General features: G+C 70.0%; 15 protein-coding genes. 11 read left to right on the top strand and 4 right to left on the bottom strand.

From position 1 onward, the window contains the following. The first annotated feature begins 4 nt into the window (after positions 1-4). The 5 genes from O9280_RS03900 (at position 5) to O9280_RS03880 (ending at position 3854) form a co-directional block, all read left to right on the top strand. Positions 5-1153 carry a GGDEF domain-containing protein gene (locus O9280_RS03900; protein ID WP_298339032.1) on the top strand — a complete coding sequence of 383 codons (1149 nt, stop codon included), beginning with the start codon at positions 5-7 and terminating at the stop codon, positions 1151-1153. Between the two features lie 65 nt (positions 1154-1218). Next, on the top strand, positions 1219-1593 hold the full coding sequence (locus tag O9280_RS03895) for a hypothetical protein (protein ID WP_297867039.1): 375 nt from the start codon (positions 1219-1221) through the stop codon (positions 1591-1593). A gap of 33 nt (positions 1594-1626) precedes the next feature. After that, positions 1627-2016: a hypothetical protein gene (locus O9280_RS03890; protein WP_298339029.1), complete on the top strand. Its 390-nt coding sequence runs from the start codon at positions 1627-1629 to the stop codon at positions 2014-2016. A 24-nt stretch (positions 2017-2040) separates the two neighbouring features. Beyond that, positions 2041-3102 (top strand): methyltransferase, encoded by a 1062-nt coding sequence (locus tag O9280_RS03885; protein WP_298339026.1) that lies wholly within the window; start codon positions 2041-2043, stop codon positions 3100-3102. An 11-nt stretch (positions 3103-3113) separates the two neighbouring features. Next, positions 3114-3854 (top strand): pseudouridine synthase, encoded by a 741-nt coding sequence (locus tag O9280_RS03880; RefSeq protein ID WP_298339207.1) that lies wholly within the window; start codon positions 3114-3116, stop codon positions 3852-3854. Between the two features lie 18 nt (positions 3855-3872). On the opposite strand, the gene O9280_RS03875 is transcribed toward O9280_RS03880, so the two are convergent. Beyond that, the gene (locus O9280_RS03875; RefSeq protein ID WP_298339022.1) at positions 3873-5783 is read right to left on the bottom strand and encodes an aspartyl/asparaginyl beta-hydroxylase domain-containing protein; all 1911 of its coding nucleotides are present in this window, start codon (positions 5781-5783) and stop codon (positions 3873-3875) included. 13 nt (positions 5784-5796) lie between these two features. Next, positions 5797-6378: a 2OG-Fe(II) oxygenase gene (locus O9280_RS03870; RefSeq protein ID WP_298339018.1), complete on the bottom strand. Its 582-nt coding sequence runs from the start codon at positions 6376-6378 to the stop codon at positions 5797-5799. 57 nt (positions 6379-6435) lie between these two features. On the opposite strand from O9280_RS03870, the gene O9280_RS03865 reads away from it, so the two are divergent. Next, positions 6436-8307: a tetratricopeptide repeat-containing sulfotransferase family protein gene (locus O9280_RS03865; RefSeq protein WP_298339015.1), complete on the top strand. Its 1872-nt coding sequence runs from the start codon at positions 6436-6438 to the stop codon at positions 8305-8307. Positions 8308-8370: 63 nt separating this feature from the next. Here the strand turns inward: O9280_RS03865 and O9280_RS03860 are convergent, their stop codons facing one another. Next, entirely contained in the window at positions 8371-11277 is a 2907-nt protein-coding gene (locus O9280_RS03860; RefSeq protein WP_298339012.1) for a TonB-dependent receptor, read from the bottom strand. A gap of 277 nt (positions 11278-11554) precedes the next feature. Further along, on the bottom strand, positions 11555-12490 hold the full coding sequence (locus tag O9280_RS03855) for a carbohydrate kinase family protein (RefSeq protein ID WP_298339009.1): 936 nt from the start codon (positions 12488-12490) through the stop codon (positions 11555-11557). 185 nt (positions 12491-12675) lie between these two features. On the opposite strand from O9280_RS03855, the gene O9280_RS03850 reads away from it, so the two are divergent. Genes O9280_RS03850 through rodA form a run of 5 tightly spaced genes read left to right on the top strand, consistent with a single transcriptional unit; the run spans position 12676 to position 18268 of the window. Further along, entirely contained in the window at positions 12676-13722 is a 1047-nt protein-coding gene (locus tag O9280_RS03850) for a rod shape-determining protein (protein ID WP_298339006.1), read from the top strand. A gap of 31 nt (positions 13723-13753) precedes the next feature. Further along, entirely contained in the window at positions 13754-14716 is a 963-nt protein-coding gene (gene mreC, locus O9280_RS03845) for a rod shape-determining protein MreC (RefSeq protein ID WP_298339003.1), read from the top strand. Then, a complete protein-coding gene (gene mreD / locus O9280_RS03840; RefSeq protein ID WP_298339000.1) occupies positions 14713-15207 on the top strand; it encodes a rod shape-determining protein MreD in 495 nt (164 codons plus the stop codon). Before mreC ends, mreD begins: the two co-directional genes overlap by 4 nt. Then, positions 15204-17165 (top strand): penicillin-binding protein 2, encoded by a 1962-nt coding sequence (gene mrdA, locus O9280_RS03835; protein ID WP_298338997.1) that lies wholly within the window; start codon positions 15204-15206, stop codon positions 17163-17165. Before mreD ends, mrdA begins: the two co-directional genes overlap by 4 nt. Further along, a complete protein-coding gene (gene rodA, locus O9280_RS03830; protein WP_298338994.1) occupies positions 17162-18268 on the top strand; it encodes a rod shape-determining protein RodA in 1107 nt (368 codons plus the stop codon). The genes mrdA and rodA overlap by 4 nt, the downstream gene beginning before the upstream one ends. The last annotated feature ends 4 nt before the right edge of the window (positions 18269-18272 follow it).

Genomic DNA, 18272 nt, shown 5'->3' with positions numbered 1-18272 from the left:
GCCGATGCTCGACCAACCGACCCTGCTGTTCGTGCTGGCCCTCCTGCAGGGCCTGCTCGCCGTAGTGGCCCTGTCGCTGCGGGTCGGCCTTGGCGACAACGCGCGCGGCCTTGGCACCTGGACGGCCTCGCTGGTCTGCGTGGCCGCGCCAGCCGCCCTGCTGGCCATGGGCTTCTCGCAGAGCACGGAAGCCATCCTCGTGCAGAACGCGCTGTGGGTGCCGTCGATGGTGCTCACGGCGATCGCCATCCGTCGCTTCCTCGGCTTTCCGGGCCGGGAGCGGGTGTTCGCCGCCATCGCGCTGAGCACCTATGCCGTGGCGGCGATGGCCACCGTGCTCGCCGGATGGGCGGAATTCCGGCTGGTGGTGCTCGCATCGTTGCACGTGGCCTGCCTGGTCGTGGGCCTGCACGCCCTGCTGCGGGCGCATCCGCGTCTGGCCGGCCTCGGCCCGCTGCTGATGGCGGTGGGCCTCGCGATGCTCGCCCTCGCGCAGAGCTGGCGCGCGGCGACCGTGCTCTTCGAGGGGGCGGATGCGGTGCGTTTCCTCGTGGGCGGGCTGGTCGTGCCGGTGCTGCTGGTTTCCACCATGCTGGCGCTGACCTGCATCACCGTCGCTTTCATCCTGCTCGCCACCGACCGCGTGCGGCGCGACCTCCACAGCATGGCCTCGCGCGATCCGCTCAGCGGGCTGCTGAACCGCCGCGGCTTCCACGAACTCGCCGACCCGCTGCTTGCGCTGTCGGCGCGGCGCGACGCCCCGGTGGCACTGGCGGTGATCGACCTCGATGACTTCCGCCGTCTCAACGACGAAGGGGGACACAGCTTGGGCGACCACGCCATCGCCCGGGTCGGCGCGCGCCTGCTCGCGGAGTCGCGGGCCGAGGACGTGGTGGCCCGTTTCGGCGGCGAGGAGTTCGTGGTGCTGATGCCGCTGACCGACGCCGACGGGGCCAGGCGATTCGCCGAACGGCTGCGCCTGGCCGTCGCGGCGGAGTTGGCGGGCATCGAATCCGCGCCGAGCGGCTTGACCGCGAGCATCGGGCTGGTGGCCGCGCGTGGCCCGGCCGAGTTCCCGGCGCTCTACCGTCGCGCCGACGAAGCGCTCTACCAGGCCAAGGCCGAAGGCAAGAACCGCGTCGTCGTCGCCTGACGACGCCACGGTGACGGCCTGCCCCTCAGGCTGCGCCTCCCGACGCCCTGATCCGGACTGCTTCCATGCCCAAGACCACGCTGATCCTCGCCGCCCTGCTGATCGCCCTGGGCGTCGGGGCTTTCGCGATCTCGTCTGGTGACGGTTCTCCGAGCCGCACCGCCCTGATGCCGGCTTACGTCGGTGCCGCGCTGGCCCTGCTGGCCGGTCTTTCGCTGGCCTTCGAGGGCGCCCGCAAGCACCTGATGCACGTGGCCGCGCTGGTCGCGCTGCTGGGGGCCTTGGCACCGGCCGCGGCGCTGGTGATCCGCGCCGCGCGCATGAGCCCGCTGGCGCTGGGCGTCAACCTCGGCATGCTGGTGCTGTCGGCCACGCTGCTCGCGCTCATGGTGAAGTCCTTCATTGCCGCCCGTCGCGCGGGCGCCATCGGCCTGCGCTAGTCTCGGCGGGACATCGGCAGCGAGGAGATCCAGATGTTCGAGTGGTTGGCGTCCCCCGAAGCGTGGATGGCGCTCGGCACCCTGATCGCGCTCGATTCGATCCTCACCGCCGTGGGCATGACCGAGCACGTCAGCATCATGGTGATCGCCATCCTCGTGGCGACCGCGGTAATGGTGTTCCTGGCCAAGGCGATCCACGAGTTCGTGCAGCGCCACCCGACGGTGAAAATCCTCGCGCTGGCCTTCCTGCTGCTCATCGGCGTGGTGCTGATCGCCGACGGCATGGGCGAGGCGGTGCCGAAGGGCTACCTGTACTTCGCGATGGCCTTCGCCGTGTTCATCGAGCTGCTGAACATCCGCTACCGCAAGGTCAGCGCCGCGCCGGTGCAGCTGCACGAGACCCTGAAGGGCCCCGGCGCCTGAGCGGCGCTCGCTACACTGGCGGGCATGTCGTCCCATCCCGCCCTGCGCACCATGGAAGCCGCCCTCGGGCGGCTGCTTCCCCTTCCCTCCGGCGAGCTCGAGTTCTGGGGCGCCGACGCGGCCGCCACGCTGCCGCATGCGCCCTCGCGCTGCGAGCAGGGGGTCCGCTTCGTTTCCGATGCGATCGTGGCGCGCGGCTGGGCGGTGGAGAGTGGCGTCGAAGGCGTGGGTGCCGTCCTTGCCCCCGCGCCTTCGCCGACCGTCATCCTGGTGCTGCTGCCGCGCAGCCGCGAAGTCGGCCGCGGCTTGCTTGCGCGAGGCGTGGCTCGGCTTGAAGCCGCCGGTGGCCTGCTGCTGGCCGCGGCGCATAACGACGAGGGCGCGCGAAGTTTCGAGAAGGACCTCGCGCTCCTGGTGCCGCTCTCCGGCAGCCTGAGCAAGCACCACGGCCGCGCATTCTGGGTGCGGATGGCGCCCGGCGCCGGTGCGTTCGACAAAGCCTTGGCCGAGGCATGGCTCGCCGCCGATGCGCCGCGCCGCGATGCGACCACCGGCCTCTGGCAGCGACCGGGCGTGTTCAACGAAGGGCGGCTCGATGGCGGCTCGGCCCTGCTGATCGAACACCTGCCCAAGGACCTGCGCGGCCGCGTCGCCGACCTCGGCGCCGGCAGCGGGCTGCTCTCGCTGGCGGTGCTTGAGCGCTGTCCGGCGGTGACCACGCTCGAGCTGTTTGAAGCCGAGGCCCGCGCCGTCGATCTGGCCCGGCGCAACCTCGCCGGCGCGCGCGTGCCGGTCGGCATCCACTGGCATGACGTGTCGGCCGGCGTGCTTTCGGACGGCCGCCCGCGCTTCGACGCCGTTGTCTGCAATCCGCCGTTCCACGTGGGCAGCCGCAGCGTGCCGGCGCTCGGCCGCGCCTTTATCGCCGCCGCGGCGCGGGCCTTGGCGAAGGACGGCCAGCTGCTTCTGGTGGCCAACCGCCACCTGCCCTACGAGGACGAACTGCGAACGGTCTTCGGCCGCGGCGAGGCTCTGGCCGAGCAGGGCGGCTTCAAGGTGTATCGCGCGTGGGAGCCCAAGCCGTGAGCGGCAAGGCGGTGAAGCTGCGGCAGTACCTGCAGTCGCTGGGCTACGGCACGCGTCGCGAGGTGGAAGCGCTGATCGCCGAGGGCCGCATCACCGACGCGGAACGCGAAGCGCTGTACGTCGACGACGAAGTCGGCGAAGGCGCGCCGTCGCGCGGCGGGCATCGCCTACCGCATGCGGCCATCCGCTTCGATGGCGAGGCGCTGGATGCGCCGCCGGGCCTGCTCGCCGTGCTGCACAAGCCGGTCGGCGTCACCTGTTCGACGAAGGACCCCGGCCGCCTCGTCTACGACCTGCTGCCGCCGCGCTGGAAGGCGCGCGATCCGATCGTTTCGCCGGTGGGGCGGCTCGACAAGGACACCTCGGGACTGCTGCTGTTCACCGATGATGGCCAGTTGCTGCATCGCCTCACCAGCCCGAAGTACCACCAGCCCAAGGTGTATCGCGCCACGTTGGCCGAAGACCTGCGTGGCAACGAGGCCGCGCTGTTCGCTGCCGGCACCTTGATGCTGGAGGGCGAACACAAACCGCTGTTGCCGGCGGAGTTCGAAGTGCTGGGACCGCGCGAGGCGCGGCTCACGTTGCACGAGGGCCGATACCACCAAGTGCGGCGGATGTTCGCGGCCACCGGCAATGCCGTGGCCACCCTGCATCGCGAGGCGATCGGCGGGCTCACGCTCGACGCGCTGCGGCTGGACCCCGGAACGTGGCGGATGCTCACCTCGGCGGAGCGCGCGTTGTTGGGGTCCTGACGCCCGGCGCGGGGCGGATCAGCCGCGGTTGAAGTCGCCGATGCCCTCGACGATGGCCTTGACCGCGACGCGCTCGGCCTCTGTGAGGTGCGGGTTCCATGCGTCCATCAGCAGGATCACTCGGGTGTCGCCGCTCGCATTGCGCGCCTCGTGCAGGAAGGTGTCGTCGAACGCCCAGGCCTCGCCTTCGCGCCAGTGCCGCTCGTCGCCGCCCACCGTCAACGTGCAGCCGTCCGGCACCACCAGCGGCAGGTGCACCACGACGCGCGAGTTGGTGACGCCGTAGTGCGGCTTGATGTGGGTCCCGGGCGCGAGGATCGAGAAGCAGATCTCCGGGGCGTGTTCATGGATCCGCACGAGCGGCAGCGTTTCGAGCGCTGCGGCCGTCCGCGGAGCCTGCTGCGCGGCATCGGCATGGTGCTGGCCGTCGCGGTAGAAGAAGTACGCGTCCCAACGCGCCTGATCGCCGCCCAGGTAGGGTTCGAGCGAGGTGCCGTCCGGTGCCTGCAGGAACGGCCGCACGCCGTCGCGTTGGGCGAGCACTGCCATCGCTTCCTCGCGCATCGCTGCAAATGCGGCTTCAAGTGCGGGCAGCCACGGAAACAGCCCCCGGTCGAACCAGGGCGTGGCGGGCAGGCCCGGGATGTGGAGGAAGCGCGGCGCTTGGCGTGCGTCCTGCGGCGGATGCGCCTCGGCGCCGAGGTGGTGGGCGAGACCGGCGCGGACGCGCGTCATCGCCTCGCGTCCGAAGCGGGCTTCGAGGGGTTCCATCAGGCCCATCAGCACCGGAACCCGCTGCTCCCGCACGACGGCCATCGCATGGAGGACGTCGGCGCGGAGACCGGGCGGCGTGCTCGCTTCATCGAGCCAGAGCCCGCGCCCCTGCGCGATCATCAGTGCCCTGAAGTAGGCGCCGACCGCCTCGGTGGCTCGACCGCTGGATTCCAGCAGCTGGCCGAGCTGAAGGTGCGCGGCCGGCATCTGGGCATCGAGGCGGATGGCTTCGCGGAACGCGGCTTCGGCCTCCTCGAGGCGTCGTTCCGCCCTCAGCACCACGCCGCGGCGGCGAGCCTCGTGCGCGGGTGTCGGCATGGGGATGGCGGGAGCGGCCGGCGCGAGCGCTTCGACGAACAGCGAGTAGTGGCCGCCCTCGTGCGTGGCACCGGCCACGGCGCTCTGGTCGTCGAGGCGGAGTGCCGGGTCGTCGCTGGCCATGTAGCCACTGCGCACGACGCTTTCGAAGCCGGCTTCGCGCAGCAGGTGCGACAGCGTTTCGAAGTCGTAGCCGAACTTGTGCGCCTCGAAGAGGTAGCCCGGATCCGGGCCGGCGCCGGCGTAGTTGAGGAACTGGGCCAGCAGCGGACCCTCTCCGTGGGCGTTCGCCCAATGCGCGGCCCGTTTCGCGAAGAAGGCCCGGTCGCCGCGCTGGTAGGCGTCAATCAGCTGGCGCACGTCGGGCACCACGAGGCGCACGCGGCCGCCCGGCGCGAGCACGCGCTTCAGCTCGGCGAGGAAGGCCATCGCGTCGTGCGGGAAGAACAGGTGTTCGAACAGGTGCGAGACAAACACGTGGCTGGCTGCCCCGTCGGCGAACGGCAGGCCCCACTGGACGTTCCAGCACAACGGGGCCGGATGCACGTCGAGGTTCACCCAGCCGGGCAGCTCGTGGGCGCCGCAGCCGATGTGCAGCTTCAGGCCGCGGGCGTTGGCATCGAGGCCCAGTCGCGCGCGCTGCGCGGCGAGCCAGGCCGGCCGCGTCGCCGACAGCGCTTGTCGCAGGTCGTGCACTTGCGCGAGCAGATCGCGCACGTGCGCGTCCGCCGCTCCGGTGCCGCCCAGCGCCGCGTCCGCCTCTGGGCCGAAGGCCCGCAGGTCGCCGGACAGCTCGTACACGGCACGCGCCAACGCGGCGAGGGTGGGGTGGCTCATCGCGACGCGGCCTTCAGAACAGCAAGTAGGTGGAGAGAATGTACTTGTCGCCGCTGATCGGCGGGCGGCCCTCGTGCTGGAACATCCAGTACGGCGGGAAGACGACGAGGCGCCCCGCCTTCGGCCTGACCGCAAGATCGAGGTCGACGAAGGCGGTTTCGCCGCCGTCCGCCACGTCGTTCAAGTACCAGAGGAACACGAGGTAGCGGTTCGCGACCGGCCCCACCGAATCGAAATGCGGCTGGAAGCGTTCGTCGCCGTCGTTCCGGTAGCGCTTCAGGATCCACTCGCTGGTCTTGGTCGTGGCCGGCACCGGCAGCGTCAGCCCGAGCGCGGCGTTGTAGCGCGCCAGGAAATGGTGCATGCCGTCGAGCAGCGACTCGCGGAAGGCGGCGTCGGACAGCGGCCCGATGTCGAGTTCGGTCCAGGCGCTGCCCGCCAGCCAATCGCGACGATGGCGGCCATTGGCCACCTGCTGCTCGCCGAGGGCTTCGAAACCCCGCACCAGCTGTTGGCACACGGGCAGGGGCAGGGCGTCGTCGAAGACCTGCACGAAGCGCGACAGGCGGTCACGCGGATCGGAAGCCGGTGTCACGGGAATCCTTTACGATGCGGCGCGCCGCCGCAGGCGAATCATAGACAAGGAGCCCGGATGGCCACAGGCCAGAGCAACGAGGCGCAGACCGCGGAAGCGGCGCTTCAGGCGGCCTTCGAAGCGCTCGGACAGGGCGATGCGACCGGAGCCGAGTCGCGGGCCCGCCGTGTCCTCGCGATCGCCGGAGCGAGCGACCCCCTGACGGCGTCCGTGGATGCCGTGGTCGTCCTTGCGCTGGCCTTGGCCCAGCAGCGCCGTGCCGCCGAAGCCTTGCCGCTGTTCGAGGCACTGGTGGCGCGGCAGCCGCAGGTGCCCGAGCACTGGTCGAATCTCGGTAACGCGCTGTGCGAGCTCGGCCGCGAGGCCGACGCACTGCCGCCGCTGCAGCAGGCTTTCAAGCGGGGCGACCGCAGTGCTGCGCTCTTCTATGCGCTGGCGCGTGCGGAGCTGGCGAACGGCCGGCCGCTGCCGGCCCTGACCTGCATCGACCGCGCCCTTGCGCTCGAAGCGCTCGACCCGGAATTCCTTCTGTTCCGCGCGCGCGTGCTGTTCGCGATGGACGAAACCGACCAGGCGGCTGCGACCTTGGCATCGCTGCGCTCGTCGGCCCTGCCCTTCGACCTCCGCGTCGAGGCCGCCGAGATCCAGCTCAACCTCGCGAATTACGCGGACGCGCAGCGCGCCTTCGAGGCCCTGCTGGTGGAAGACCCGGGGCATCCCGGCGCACTGATCGGGCTTTCGACCTGTCATGAGCGCCACAACCGGCTGGACGAGGCCGAGGCGGTACGCGCGCGGGTGGACGAGGCGCGCGCGCGCGCCGTGCCGGACGTCGGAAGCGCGCTGGCGCAGCTCGACGCGCGGCTGGCCGCCCGCCGCGGCCGCCCCGAGGTCGCCCGGGCGCTGTTCGAGGCCGTCCTCGTCGATCCGCCGCGTGATCCCGCCTTGCGCACGAACCTCCGCTTCGAGCTGGGCAAGGCCTGCGTGGAAATGCGTGACCACGCCGCGGCCTTCTCGGCCTTCTCCCTCGGCCACGCGGAGCGCCTCGCGCACGTCAACGCCGCGCATCCGAATCTGATGCGCGAGGATGGGCTCCTCGCCGCGTTGGATCGCGCCGTGCCGGCGTTCCGCACCGGCGTTCGCGAGGGGGCCGACGACGGCCATCGCGATCCGCTGTTCGTCGTCGGCTTCCCCCGTTCGGGGACGACGCTGCTCGAGCAGTTGCTCGATGCGCATCCGGCCCTCGCCTCCTTCGACGAGCAGCCCTTCCTGCAGCGCCTCGTGACCCGCATGAACGCTTCGCCGGCCGGCTATCCGGGCGGCCTGGTCGACCTCCCCGCGGCGCATCGCCGCGACTTCCGCGCCCAGTACTTCGCGGACGTGCAGAGGCAGCGGCCGGATCTCGCGGCTCGGCGCCCGGTCGACAAGAATCCCCTCTACCTCGTCCGCCTGCCGCTGGTGGCGGCGCTGTTCCCCGACGCCCAGGCCGTGCTGGCGCTGCGCCACCCCTGCGACGTCGTCGTCTCCTGCTGGATGCAGAACTTCCGCGCGCCCGCCTTCGCGGTGACCTTCGAGACGCTGAAGAGCACGGCGCGGATGTACGACCGCGTGTTCCGCACGTATTTCGATTTCCGCGACGCCATCGGCGTGCCCACCCACGTGCTGCGCTACGAAGACCTCGTCGCCGACGTGGCGGGGGAAGGCCGCCGGCTGTTCGCCTTCCTCGGCCTCGACTGGCGTGACGAGCTGCTTGGCTTCACCGAGCGGGCGAAGTCGCGCGGCGTCATCAGCACGCCGAGCTACACGCAGGTGGTTCAGCCGGTGAACCGTCGCGCGGTCGGCCGCTGGCAGGCCTGGCGGCCGTGGTTCGACGGCGAGACGCTCGACCTGCTCGCGCCGTGGGTCGAACGCTTCGGCTATTCCCTCGACTGACGCGCAAAGAAAAACCGCGCGGGTCGCCCCGCGCGGTTTTCATTCACTGCCGCTGATCGCCGATCAGAACTTCACGGTCGCCGTCGCCCAGTAGTAGCGGCCCACGGTGTCGAACGTGCGCTCGTCGGTATTACCGTTGAGCGAGTTGTTCTGGTAGATGATCGGCGGCTGCTTGTCGAACGCGTTGTCGACGCCGATCTGGAACTTCGTGTTCCATGCCTCGACGTTATAGCCGACCTGCAGGTTGTGGTAGGTCTGCGAACCGCGATCGAACTGGCAGCCCGGCGTGCCGCCCGCAGTGATGGCGAGGCCGAGGTCGGCGCAGACATTGGTGCGGGTGTTCGGGAAGATTGCGCCGACGCTGAACCCGCTGATGTAGCGCGAGGTCCACTGCGCTTCCCAATCGCCCATCGACCAGCCCAGCGAGCCCAGCGAACGGACGCGGCTGTAGTTGCCGAGGCCGCCGTTGGCCGAGGACAGGAAGGTGCCCGCGAGGTACTGCTGGGCGACCACCTGGCCGAGCACGATCGTCTTGACATCGTACTGCGCGGTGTAGGTCGTGTCGAGCGAGAACTGGAAGCTGCCGAACGCGGTGTCCTCGAGGCGGTACTTCAGGCCGAAGTCCACGCCCTTGGTGTCGGTACGGCCAACGTTGGCGTTGCGGTCGAACAGGCGGAGGATCTCGCCCGACGCGTTGCGCGAGAACAGGTTGCAGAACTGCCCGTTATTGAAGCAGTTGTTCAGGATGGTCTGCGTACCGACCGTGCCGATCGTGTCGTTCAGATAGATGCGCCACAGGTCGACCGAGACCGACGCACCCTCCAGCCAGCTCGGATCGTAGATCACGCCGTACGTGAACACCTTGCCTTCTTCCGGCTGCAGGGTCGAGTTGCCGCCCTTGATCGCCGAGAGCTGCGTGTCGGTCTGGTTGAACGTGCCGTCGGTCGGGACGTTCGCGCAAGCGAGGCGCTGCGGGCTGCCGACCGGCGCACCGCGCCAGCGGTTGCAGGGGTCGGAGAAGCTGTCCGACGACGCCGAATCACCCTGGAACAGGTCGTCGATCGTCGGGGCGCGGAACACCTTGTCGACGGTGCCGCGGACCAGCAGGCCGTCGATCGGACGCCACTCGAGGCCGACCTTCCAGTTGGTCGTGCTGCCGAAGGTCGAGTAATCCGACCAGCGGGCACCGGCGATGGCGTTCAGGCTCTGCGCTAGCGGAGCGTCGGCGAGCAGCGGGAACAGCACTTCGCCGTAGATCTCCGTCACGTCGAACTCGCCGACGGCGCGCGTGGTGCAGGCTTCCGACGAGATGAGGCAGGTGTAGTTGGTGGGGTCGACGACGGCCAGGAAGCTCGGCTCGAACGCCGAGGACTCCTCGCGGTACTCGACGCCGAACGCGCCGCCAACCATGCCGGCCGGCAGCTCGAACAGGTCGCCCGAGGTGTTGGCGTAGAAGTTCTTCAGCGTCTCGTCGGTCTTGTTGATCGACGGCGACGAAATGCGCGCCAGCGCCGCCTGGTCGGCCGCCGAGGACAGGTCGCCGAAGAAGTTGACGGGGGTGCAGTTGGCGATCGGCGCCGCCGGGGTGCCGCAGCGCAGCGCACCGGTCGAATCACGGAAGGACGGGCCGAGGGCGCTGGCGAGGGCCGGCGTGAACAGGTAGCCGGTGGACAGGGCGTTCTGCTCGAGCTTGCCGTAGGTCATGCCGACGTCGTACGACCACGAGCTGTCGCCGATCGCGCCTTCGAAGCCGGTCGAGATCTGGGTGACGTCGGTGTTGTACGAGAAGCGACGGTTGCCGATGGCCGACAGGCGCAGGCGCAGGTCGTTGCCGACGAGCCCGCCGGACAGGCCCGCGAAGGGCCAGAACACGCTGTTGGGGGAGATCGTCACTTCGTCCTGGCCGGGGCGGGCGTCGAACGGCAGCGGGGCGATCTGGCCGTAGGCGCGGGTGCTCTGGTTGTAGAGCTCGGCGTAGGCCGTGACGTTGTCATTGATGTTGAAGCGGCCGGAGAAGAACGCGCCGGCGCGCTCCTGCGGCGTCAGCTGCAGGTTGCCGACGGCCTGGTAGTTGAACAGGTCGGTGGCGTTGTTGAAGCAGCGGAAGTCGGACCACTGCGTGCCGGGGCGGCCGGCGATGCGGGTCAGCGCGACGGTGGCGCCGGTGCCGGCGCAGTTGATGCCGTTCGCGGCGGCATTGGTGCGAGGCACCGAATAGCGGCCCGTGGTGGTGCGGCTCGAGCCGCCGACGGTGACCGTGCCGGAGTACAGGGTCAGGGCGTTGCGCGAGTACTCGCGGTCCGCGGCGAGCACCTCGCGCTGGTCGTTGTAGTTGAGGTTGAGCAGCACGCTGCCGCGTTCGCCCGACCAGCCGTAGGTCACGTTGCCGGTGGTGCGCTCGGCATCGCCTTCGCTTGACTGGCCGTAGCCGACCGACAGCTCGCCGCCGTCGAAGTCACGCTTAAGGATGAAGTTGACGACGCCGCCGATGGCGTCGGTGCCGTAGATGGCCGAGGCGCCGCCCTTCAGCACTTCGACGCGCGCGATGGCGGCCATCGGGATCGAGTTGATGTCGTTGTAGACCATCCGGCGGCCGTTGAGCAGCGTCAGCGTGCGCTCGTCACCGATGCCGCGCAGGGAGACGGTGGCCGCGCCGGTGCCGCCGCCGTTGTTCACGGAGGGGTTGGTGGCCGCGCCGGAGATCGCCGGGATGTCCTGCAGGAAGTCACCGATGGTGGCCGCACCCGTGCGCTCGATCGCGGAGCGGTCGATCGTGAAGACCGGGGTGGCGGTCTCGGCGTCGACGCGGCGGATGCGGCTACCGGTGACGACGATCGTGTCGAGGGTCTGGGCTTCTTCGCCGGCGGGGGCGGTCTGCGCGAAGGTCGGAGCGCTTATGGCGGCGGCGCCGGCGATGCCGAGCACCAGCGCGCGCTGAACGCTTGCGGCGAGCGGGTTACGTTGCGTCATGGGGTTGTAGTCCTTGCTGGTCGATAATGAAGGAGGGCTGGCAGACGAGCGCTGCCGCGTCGACGCCCGGTCAAAACGCTGTGCAGGCCGTGTGACCAGAGACAACGTTTAATACTTCCTTCACTTCAAGTCCAGTGCCGTGCCGCGGGGAATGCCCGCGATGCTCGCGCGGCCTGCCAAGTGGTTGATTGAAAAAGAAACACTCGCCGGGGGCGGCGGGTGTTGACGGCTCTGTCAAGGGGGCTTGCACTGGCCGCTCGCGCGGCTCAGCGGGCCTTCAGAGCGCGTAGCCGAACTGCTGGCGGAACTGCTCGGCGAACTGGGCGTAGTCGAAGCGCTGGTTCTGCGGGCCCAGGTGCTCGATCTTCAGGGCGCCCATCAGGCTGGCGATGCGGCCGGTGGTGGCCAGGTCCAGGTTGTTCATGAAGCCGAAGATCAGGCCGGCGCGGTAGGCGTCGCCGCAGCCGGTGGGGTCCACGACCCGCATGGCGGTGGCCGAGGGGATGTGGATCATCCCGTCCGGGGTGTGCACCTCGGAGCCCTTCGGGCCACGGGTGATGAAGTAGGCTTTCACCTTGCTGGCGATGACCTCGGCCGACCAGCCGGTGCGCTCCTGCAGCAGGCTCGACTCGTAGTCGTTCACCGTCACGTAGGTCGCCTGGTCGATCATCCGGCGCAGTTCCTCGCCGTTGTAGAGCGGCATGGCCTGGCCGGGGTCGAAGATGAAGGGGATGCCGCACTCGGCGAACTCGGTGCAGTTCTGCAGCATGGCCTCGTAGCCATCCGGCCCGACGATGCCGAAGCCCACGCCCGGCACGTCGCGCACGTGGTTTTCGTAGCTGCGCATCATGGCCCCGGGATGGAAGGCGGTGATCTGGTTGTCGTCGAGGTCGGTGGTGATGAAGGCCTGCGCCGTGTAGAGGTCGGCGATCTCCTTCACATGGGTCAGGGGGATGCCGAGGTCGCTGAAGTGGGCCCGGTAGGGGGCGAAATCGGCGCCGACGGTGGCCATAGGCAGCGGCTTTCCGCCCAGAAGATGCAGGTTGTAGGCGATGTTGCCGGCGCAGCCGCCGAACTCGCGGCGCATCCGCGGGACGAGGAAGGACACATTCAGGATGTGCACCTTGTCCGGCAGGATGTGGTTCTTGAACTGGTCCTGGAACACCATGATGGTGTCGTAGGCCAGCGAGCCGCAGATCAGGGCAGCAGTCATCGGATCGGTCCTCAGGGGTCGTCGAAAGCGCGACCCGGCCGGATGACGGGTACCGCGCGGTGCCCGGTAGCGGCCGGGCGGGCCGCGAAGGATACCCGCATTAACGGGCTTTTTCCTTGTGGGGCAGGGTGCGCGGTTGTTACCCTTGTTAGCTTGTTTCCAGCGACTTTCCGGCCCGATCCCCGATGTTCAAGAAGCTCCGCGGTCTGTTCTCCAACGACCTGTCGATCGACCTCGGCACGGCCAACACCCTGATCTACGTCCGTGGGCAGGGCATCGTCCTCAACGAGCCGTCCGTCGTCGCCGTCCGCCAGGACCGCGGCGTGGGCTCGGCCAAGTCGGTGGCGGCCGTCGGCGCCGAGGCCAAGCGCATGCTGGGCCGCACGCCGGGCAACATCATGACCATCCGGCCGATGAAGGACGGCGTGATCGCCGACTTCACCTACACGGAAGAGATGCTCAAGCACTTCATCCGCAAGGTGCACACCAGCCGCCTGCTCCGCCCCAGCCCCCGCGTGCTGATCTGCGTGCCCTGCGGCTCGACCCAGGTCGAGCGCCGCGCCATCAAGGAGTCGGCCCTCGAGGCTGGCGCCCGCGATGTATTCCTTATCGAAGAGCCCATGGCCGCCGCGATCGGCGCCGGGATCCCGGTGGGCGAGGCTTCGGGTTCGATGGTCATCGACGTCGGCGGCGGCACCACCGAAGTGGCGGTCATCTCTCTCAACGGCATCGTCTACGCGCAGTCCGTGCGCATCGGCGGCGACCGCTTCGACGAGGGCATCATCAATTACGTGCGCCGCAACCACGGCACGCTGATCGGCGAAGCCACGGCCGAGCGCATCAAGCTGGAAATCGGCTGCGCCTACCCGCAGAAGGAGTCCCGCTCGATGGAGGTCTCCGGCCGCAACCTCGCCGAGGGCGTGCCGCGCAACATCACCATCACCTCGGCCGAGGTGCTGGAGGCCTTGCACGAGCCGCTGTCAGGCATCGTCACCGCGGTGAAGCAGGCGCTGGAGCAGACCCCGCCGGAGCTCTGCGCCGACGTGGCCGAGCGCGGCATCGTGCTGACCGGCGGTGGCGCGCTGCTGAAGGACCTCGACAAGCTGCTCTCCGAGGAAACCGGCCTCTCGGTGCACGTGGCCGACGACCCGCTCACCTGCGTCGCCCGCGGTGGTGGCCGTGCGCTCGAGCTGGTCGACATGACCGGCAACGAGTTCTTCTCGCCGGAGTGAACCCCGGCACGCCGACGACCGCCCGGCACCCGTGATCCACTCCGGCTCGCCAGCGCCGAAACTTTCGGAAGCGGCCGCCGGCACGCTGCCGCTGCTGGCCTGCATCACCCTCTCCGCCGTGCTGATGGTGGCCGACCATCGCGGTGATCTCTCGCCGAAAGTGCGCGCCGCGCTATCCACGGCGATCGAGCCGATGTGGCGTTTCGCCGCCCTCCCGGCCGCGCTGTGGCGATGGGCCGACACCGCGCTGAGCCGCCAGCAGGTGCTGGCCGACGAGACGGTCACCCTGCGCCGCGAATTGCAGCTGCGTGATGCGCAGCTGGCGCGCCTCGAGGCGGTCGCCCGCGAGAACCAGCGCCTGCGTGCCCTGCTCGGGGGCAAGGGCGATTTCCGCCTGGCCGTGCAGATGGCCGGCATCGTCGACGTCGACCTCGACCCGTGGCGGCAGCGCGTGCGCCTCGATCGCGGCAGTGCCGAGGGCGTCGAGGTGGGCCAGGCCGTGATCGATGCCGGCGGCATGCTCGGGCAAGTCGTGCAGGTCTCCGAGCACGGGGCCACGGCCCTGCTGCTCACCGATGCCAGCCACTCGGTGCCTGTGCAGGTCGTGCGCACCGGTCTGCGCCTCGTTGCCGTGGGCACGGGCCGCAGCGACAGCCTGCGGGTGCCGAACATTCCGCAGTCCGCCGACATCCGCGAGGGGGATCTGCTGGTCACGTCGGGCATCGGCGGCCGCTTTCCCGCCGGCTTTGCCGTGGGCACGGTGCGGGCCGTGGGGCCGGAAGACACCCGCCTGTTCCTCGTGGCCGAGGTGACGCCCGCCGCCCAGCTCGATCGCGGCCTCGAGGTCCTGCTGGTGATGCGCGGCGAGATCGACATCGACGTGGGGCCGCCGATCCCGGAGGGCTACCGCGATCCCGAACCCATCGCGCCGGAGGCGCTGCCCGAGGCTACGGTCGCCGATGGCCCGACGTCCGCCCCGGAGCGCCGCGAATGAACCGCGACACGCCCGTCTGGCTGCGGCTGGGCAGCCTCGCCGTCGGCCTGCTGTTCCTCGTGCTGCCGCTGCCCACGCCGTTCGACACCCTGCGCCCGCACCTGCTGGCGCTGGCGCTGGTGTACTGGGCGCTGGAATCGCCGGGCCGCGGCGGCATGGCCCTGGCCTGGGCCGCCGGCCTGCTGGCCGACGTGGTGGCGGGCACGCTGCTCGGCGAGCAGGCGCTGCGCATGGCCGTGCTGGTGTTCCTGGTGCAGCGCTTCCGCGCGCAGCTGCGCTTCTTCCCGCTATGGCAACAGTCGGCGGCGGTGGGCCTGCTGCTGGTCAACGATTTCGCCCTGATGGCCTTGATCCGGCTGATCGCCGGGGCCGGCCTGCCGGGCTGGGGGCCGGCGCTGGCGCCGCTGGTCGGGCTGGTGGTGTGGCCTTGGGGCTTCCTGCTGCTGGATTCGCTGCGCCTTCGGCATCGCGAGCGGGCCGGCGGCCGATGAGGCGGTGGCGCGCCCGTCCCGTCCGCAATGCCGCGGCCGAAGGCGAGCAGTTCCGCCGCCGCGCGCTGCTCGCCGCGGCCGGTGTCGCCCTCGCCCTGCTGGCGCTGGCGCTGGGCTATGGCCGGCTGCAGATCCAGCAGCACGAGGAGTACGCCACGCGCTCCGAGGAAAACCGCATCCGGCTCGACCCCATCGTGCCGGCGCGCGGCCTCGTCTACGACCGCAACGGCGTGCTGCTGGCCGACAACGCACCCGCCTATCGCCTCGACATCGTTCCCGAGCGGGTCGAGGACATGCCGCAGCTGCTGGCTGCGCTGCGCGAGCGCGTGGCCTTGTCCGAGGATGAGCTCCGCCGCTTCGATAACGCCCGCAAGGGCACGCGGCGCTTCAAGCCGATCGCCTTGAAGCTGCGCCTTTCCGAACAGGAAATCGCGCGGCTCGCCGTCGACCGCCACCGCTTTCCCGGCGTCGAGGTGGTGCCCTACCTGACGCGGCGCTACCCTTTTGGCGAACTCACCGCCCACATCGTCGGCTACGTCGGGCGCATCGACCAGGACGATGTCGACGCCATGGAGTCGCGCGGTGAATCGCGCTTCGCGGCGCTGCCGCACATCGGCAAGACTGGCCTCGAGCGCTACTACGAGAGCCGGCTGCGCGGCGACGTCGGCTACCAGGAGGTCGAGACCAACGTCGAGAACCGTCCCCTGCGCGTGCTGCGCCGGCACGACGCGAAGCCCGGCGCCGACCTGCACCTGAGCATCGACATCGCCCTGCAGAAGGCCATGGTCGACGCCTTCGAAGGCCAGCACGGCGCGGCGATCGCGATCGATCCAATGAGCGGCGAGATCCTCGCCATGGTCAGCCTACCGAGCTACGACCCCAACCTGTTCGTCGGCGGCATTTCCTTCGACGACTACCGGCGGCTCAACGAGGACGTGGCCCGGCCGCTGTTCAACCGCAATGTGCTCGGTGGCTTCCCGCCCGGTTCGACGGTGAAGCCCTTCATGGCACTGGCAGGGCTCGAAGAGGGCCTGATCACGCCGGACACCACGATCTTCTCCAGCGGCACCTACCGCCTTCCGGGGCATGAGCGCGGATACATGGACTGGCGTCCCGGCGGCCACGGGACGGTCAACCTGCGCGAGTCGCTGGCACAGTCGGTCAACACCTACTACTTCGACCTCGCCATGAAGCTGGGCATCGACCGGATCAGCGCCGATTTCGATCGCATGGGCTTCGGCAGGCCGACCGGCATCGACCTGGCCGGGGAGGCTTCCGGCGTGCTGCCGAGCCGCGAATGGAAGCAGCGGCGGTTCAAGCAGGCCTGGTACCCCGGCGAGACCGTGATCTCGGGCATCGGGCAGGGCTACTGGGTGACCACGCCGCTGCAACTCGCGCAGGGCACCGCGATGCTGGCGGGAGATGGGCAACTGCGCCGCCCCCATCTGGTTCGCGCCACACAGGCTGGTTTCGGCGCAGCGCGGGTGCCCGAGCCGCAGCCCCCGGCTGTGCCGGTGGTGGACGATCCGGCGCACCTCGCGGCGGTCCGCGATGGCCTCGTCGCGACCATGCACGGGCCCACGGGCACGGCGGCCCGTGCCGCGGCCGGCGCCCACTACCTGATGGCGGGCAAGACCGGCACCGCGCAGCGCGTGAGCCGTCGCGGCGACGAACGCCTCGACCCGAACAAGCTGCCCTACCACCTGCGCCACCAGGCGCTGTTCGTCGGCTATGCGCCGGCCGAAGCGCCGACCATCGCGCTGGCCCTGGTCGTCGAGCACGGCGGTTCCGGTTCCACAGCCGCCGCCCCGGTGGCCCGACGCATCTTCGATGCCTGGATCGGCCCGCCGCCGGCGGCCCCTGCGACGTTGCCAGCGGAGGCTCCCGCAGCGACGCCCGCTCCGACGCCTGCCGAACCGGCCGTGCTTCCGTCCGCCACTCCGGAGCCGCGCACATGAACGTGCTGGTGCGCGCCTTCAGCGCCTTCGCCTGGCGTTGGCTCGACAAGGTGGATCTGCCGCTGCTGCTCGGGCTCTGCGCCATCATGGCCATCAGCCTCGTCGTGCAGGCCAGCGCCGGCGGCGACGTCGATTCGGTCGTGAAGCAGGCCGCGCGCTTCGCCATCGGCCTCGGTGCCCTGTTGATGCTGTCGCGCCTCGCGCCGTCCACCCTGCGGCAATGGACGCCGCTGGCCTACCTCGCCAGCCTCGTGCTGCTTGGCCTGGTGTTCGCCGTCGGCACGGGCCGCAGCGCGAACCTGTGGATCGATCTCAAGGTCTTCTACCTGCAGCCCGGCGAACTGCTGAAGCTGAGCGTGCCGATGATGGTGGCCTGGTTCCTCCACCAGGCCCACCTGCCGCCGCAGTGGCGCACGCTGGGCATCACCGCCGTGATCATCGGCTTGCCAGTGGGCCTCACCATCCTCCAGCCCGACTTCGGCACGGGCTTGCTGGTCGGCGCCTCGGGCGTGTTCGCCGTCTTCCTCGCCGGCATCGCCTGGTGGCGCATCGGTCTGTTCGCCGGCCTCGGCTTGGCCGCGCTGCCGGTGGGTTGGCAGTTCCTCATGCCCTATCAGCGCGACCGCATCCTCACCTTCCTCGACCCGGAATCCGACCCGCTCGGCACCGGCTGGAACATCATCCAGTCGAAGATCGCCATCGGCTCCGGCGGCGCGACGGGCAAGGGCTGGGGGCAGGGCACCCAGGCCCACCTCGATTTCCTGCCCGAGCACACCACGGATTTCGTCTTTTCGGTGTTCTCGGAGGAATTCGGCTGGCTGGGCGTGCTGGTGCTGCTGGCGCTGTACTTCTTCGTCGTGGCGCGCTCCTTGTGGCTGGCGTCGCAGGCCCGCGATACCTACGGCCGCCTGCTGGCCGGTGCGTTGGCGCTGACCTTCTCGGTCTACGTGATCGTGAATGCCGGCATGGTCGCGGGCTTCCTGCCGGTCGTGGGCGTGCCGATGCCGCTGCTGAGCTATGGCGGCACCTCGGCGGTGTCCCTGTTGGCCGGTTTCGGCATGGTGATGGCCGCGGGCGCGCACCGGCGCACTTGGGGTGGGTGAGGCG

The organism is Silanimonas sp., from assembly GCF_027531545.1.
Classification (GTDB): Bacteria; Pseudomonadota; Gammaproteobacteria; order Xanthomonadales; family Xanthomonadaceae; genus Silanimonas.
This window is presented reverse-complemented; position numbering and strand designations above follow the sequence as displayed.

Excerpts from the sequence above, each read along its gene's own strand:
- O9280_RS03900 (WP_298339032.1), top strand. The coding sequence starts at position 5 with ATGCTCGACCAACCGACCCTGCTGTTCGTGCTGGCCCTCCTGCAGGGC.
- O9280_RS03895 (WP_297867039.1), top strand. The coding sequence starts at position 1,219 with ATGCCCAAGACCACGCTGATCCTCGCCGCCCTGCTGATCGCCCTGGGC.
- O9280_RS03890 (WP_298339029.1), top strand. The coding sequence starts at position 1,627 with ATGTTCGAGTGGTTGGCGTCCCCCGAAGCGTGGATGGCGCTCGGCACC.
- O9280_RS03885 (WP_298339026.1), top strand. The coding sequence starts at position 2,041 with ATGTCGTCCCATCCCGCCCTGCGCACCATGGAAGCCGCCCTCGGGCGG.
- O9280_RS03875 (WP_298339022.1), bottom strand. The coding sequence starts at position 5,783 with ATGAGCCACCCCACCCTCGCCGCGTTGGCGCGTGCCGTGTACGAGCTG.
- O9280_RS03865 (WP_298339015.1), top strand. The coding sequence starts at position 6,436 with ATGGCCACAGGCCAGAGCAACGAGGCGCAGACCGCGGAAGCGGCGCTT.
- O9280_RS03860 (WP_298339012.1), bottom strand. The coding sequence starts at position 11,277 with ATGACGCAACGTAACCCGCTCGCCGCAAGCGTTCAGCGCGCGCTGGTG.
- O9280_RS03855 (WP_298339009.1), bottom strand. The coding sequence starts at position 12,490 with ATGACTGCTGCCCTGATCTGCGGCTCGCTGGCCTACGACACCATCATG.
- O9280_RS03850 (WP_298339006.1), top strand. The coding sequence starts at position 12,676 with ATGTTCAAGAAGCTCCGCGGTCTGTTCTCCAACGACCTGTCGATCGAC.
- mreD (WP_298339000.1), top strand. The coding sequence starts at position 14,713 with ATGAACCGCGACACGCCCGTCTGGCTGCGGCTGGGCAGCCTCGCCGTC.
- mrdA (WP_298338997.1), top strand. The coding sequence starts at position 15,204 with ATGAGGCGGTGGCGCGCCCGTCCCGTCCGCAATGCCGCGGCCGAAGGC.
- rodA (WP_298338994.1), top strand. The coding sequence starts at position 17,162 with ATGAACGTGCTGGTGCGCGCCTTCAGCGCCTTCGCCTGGCGTTGGCTC.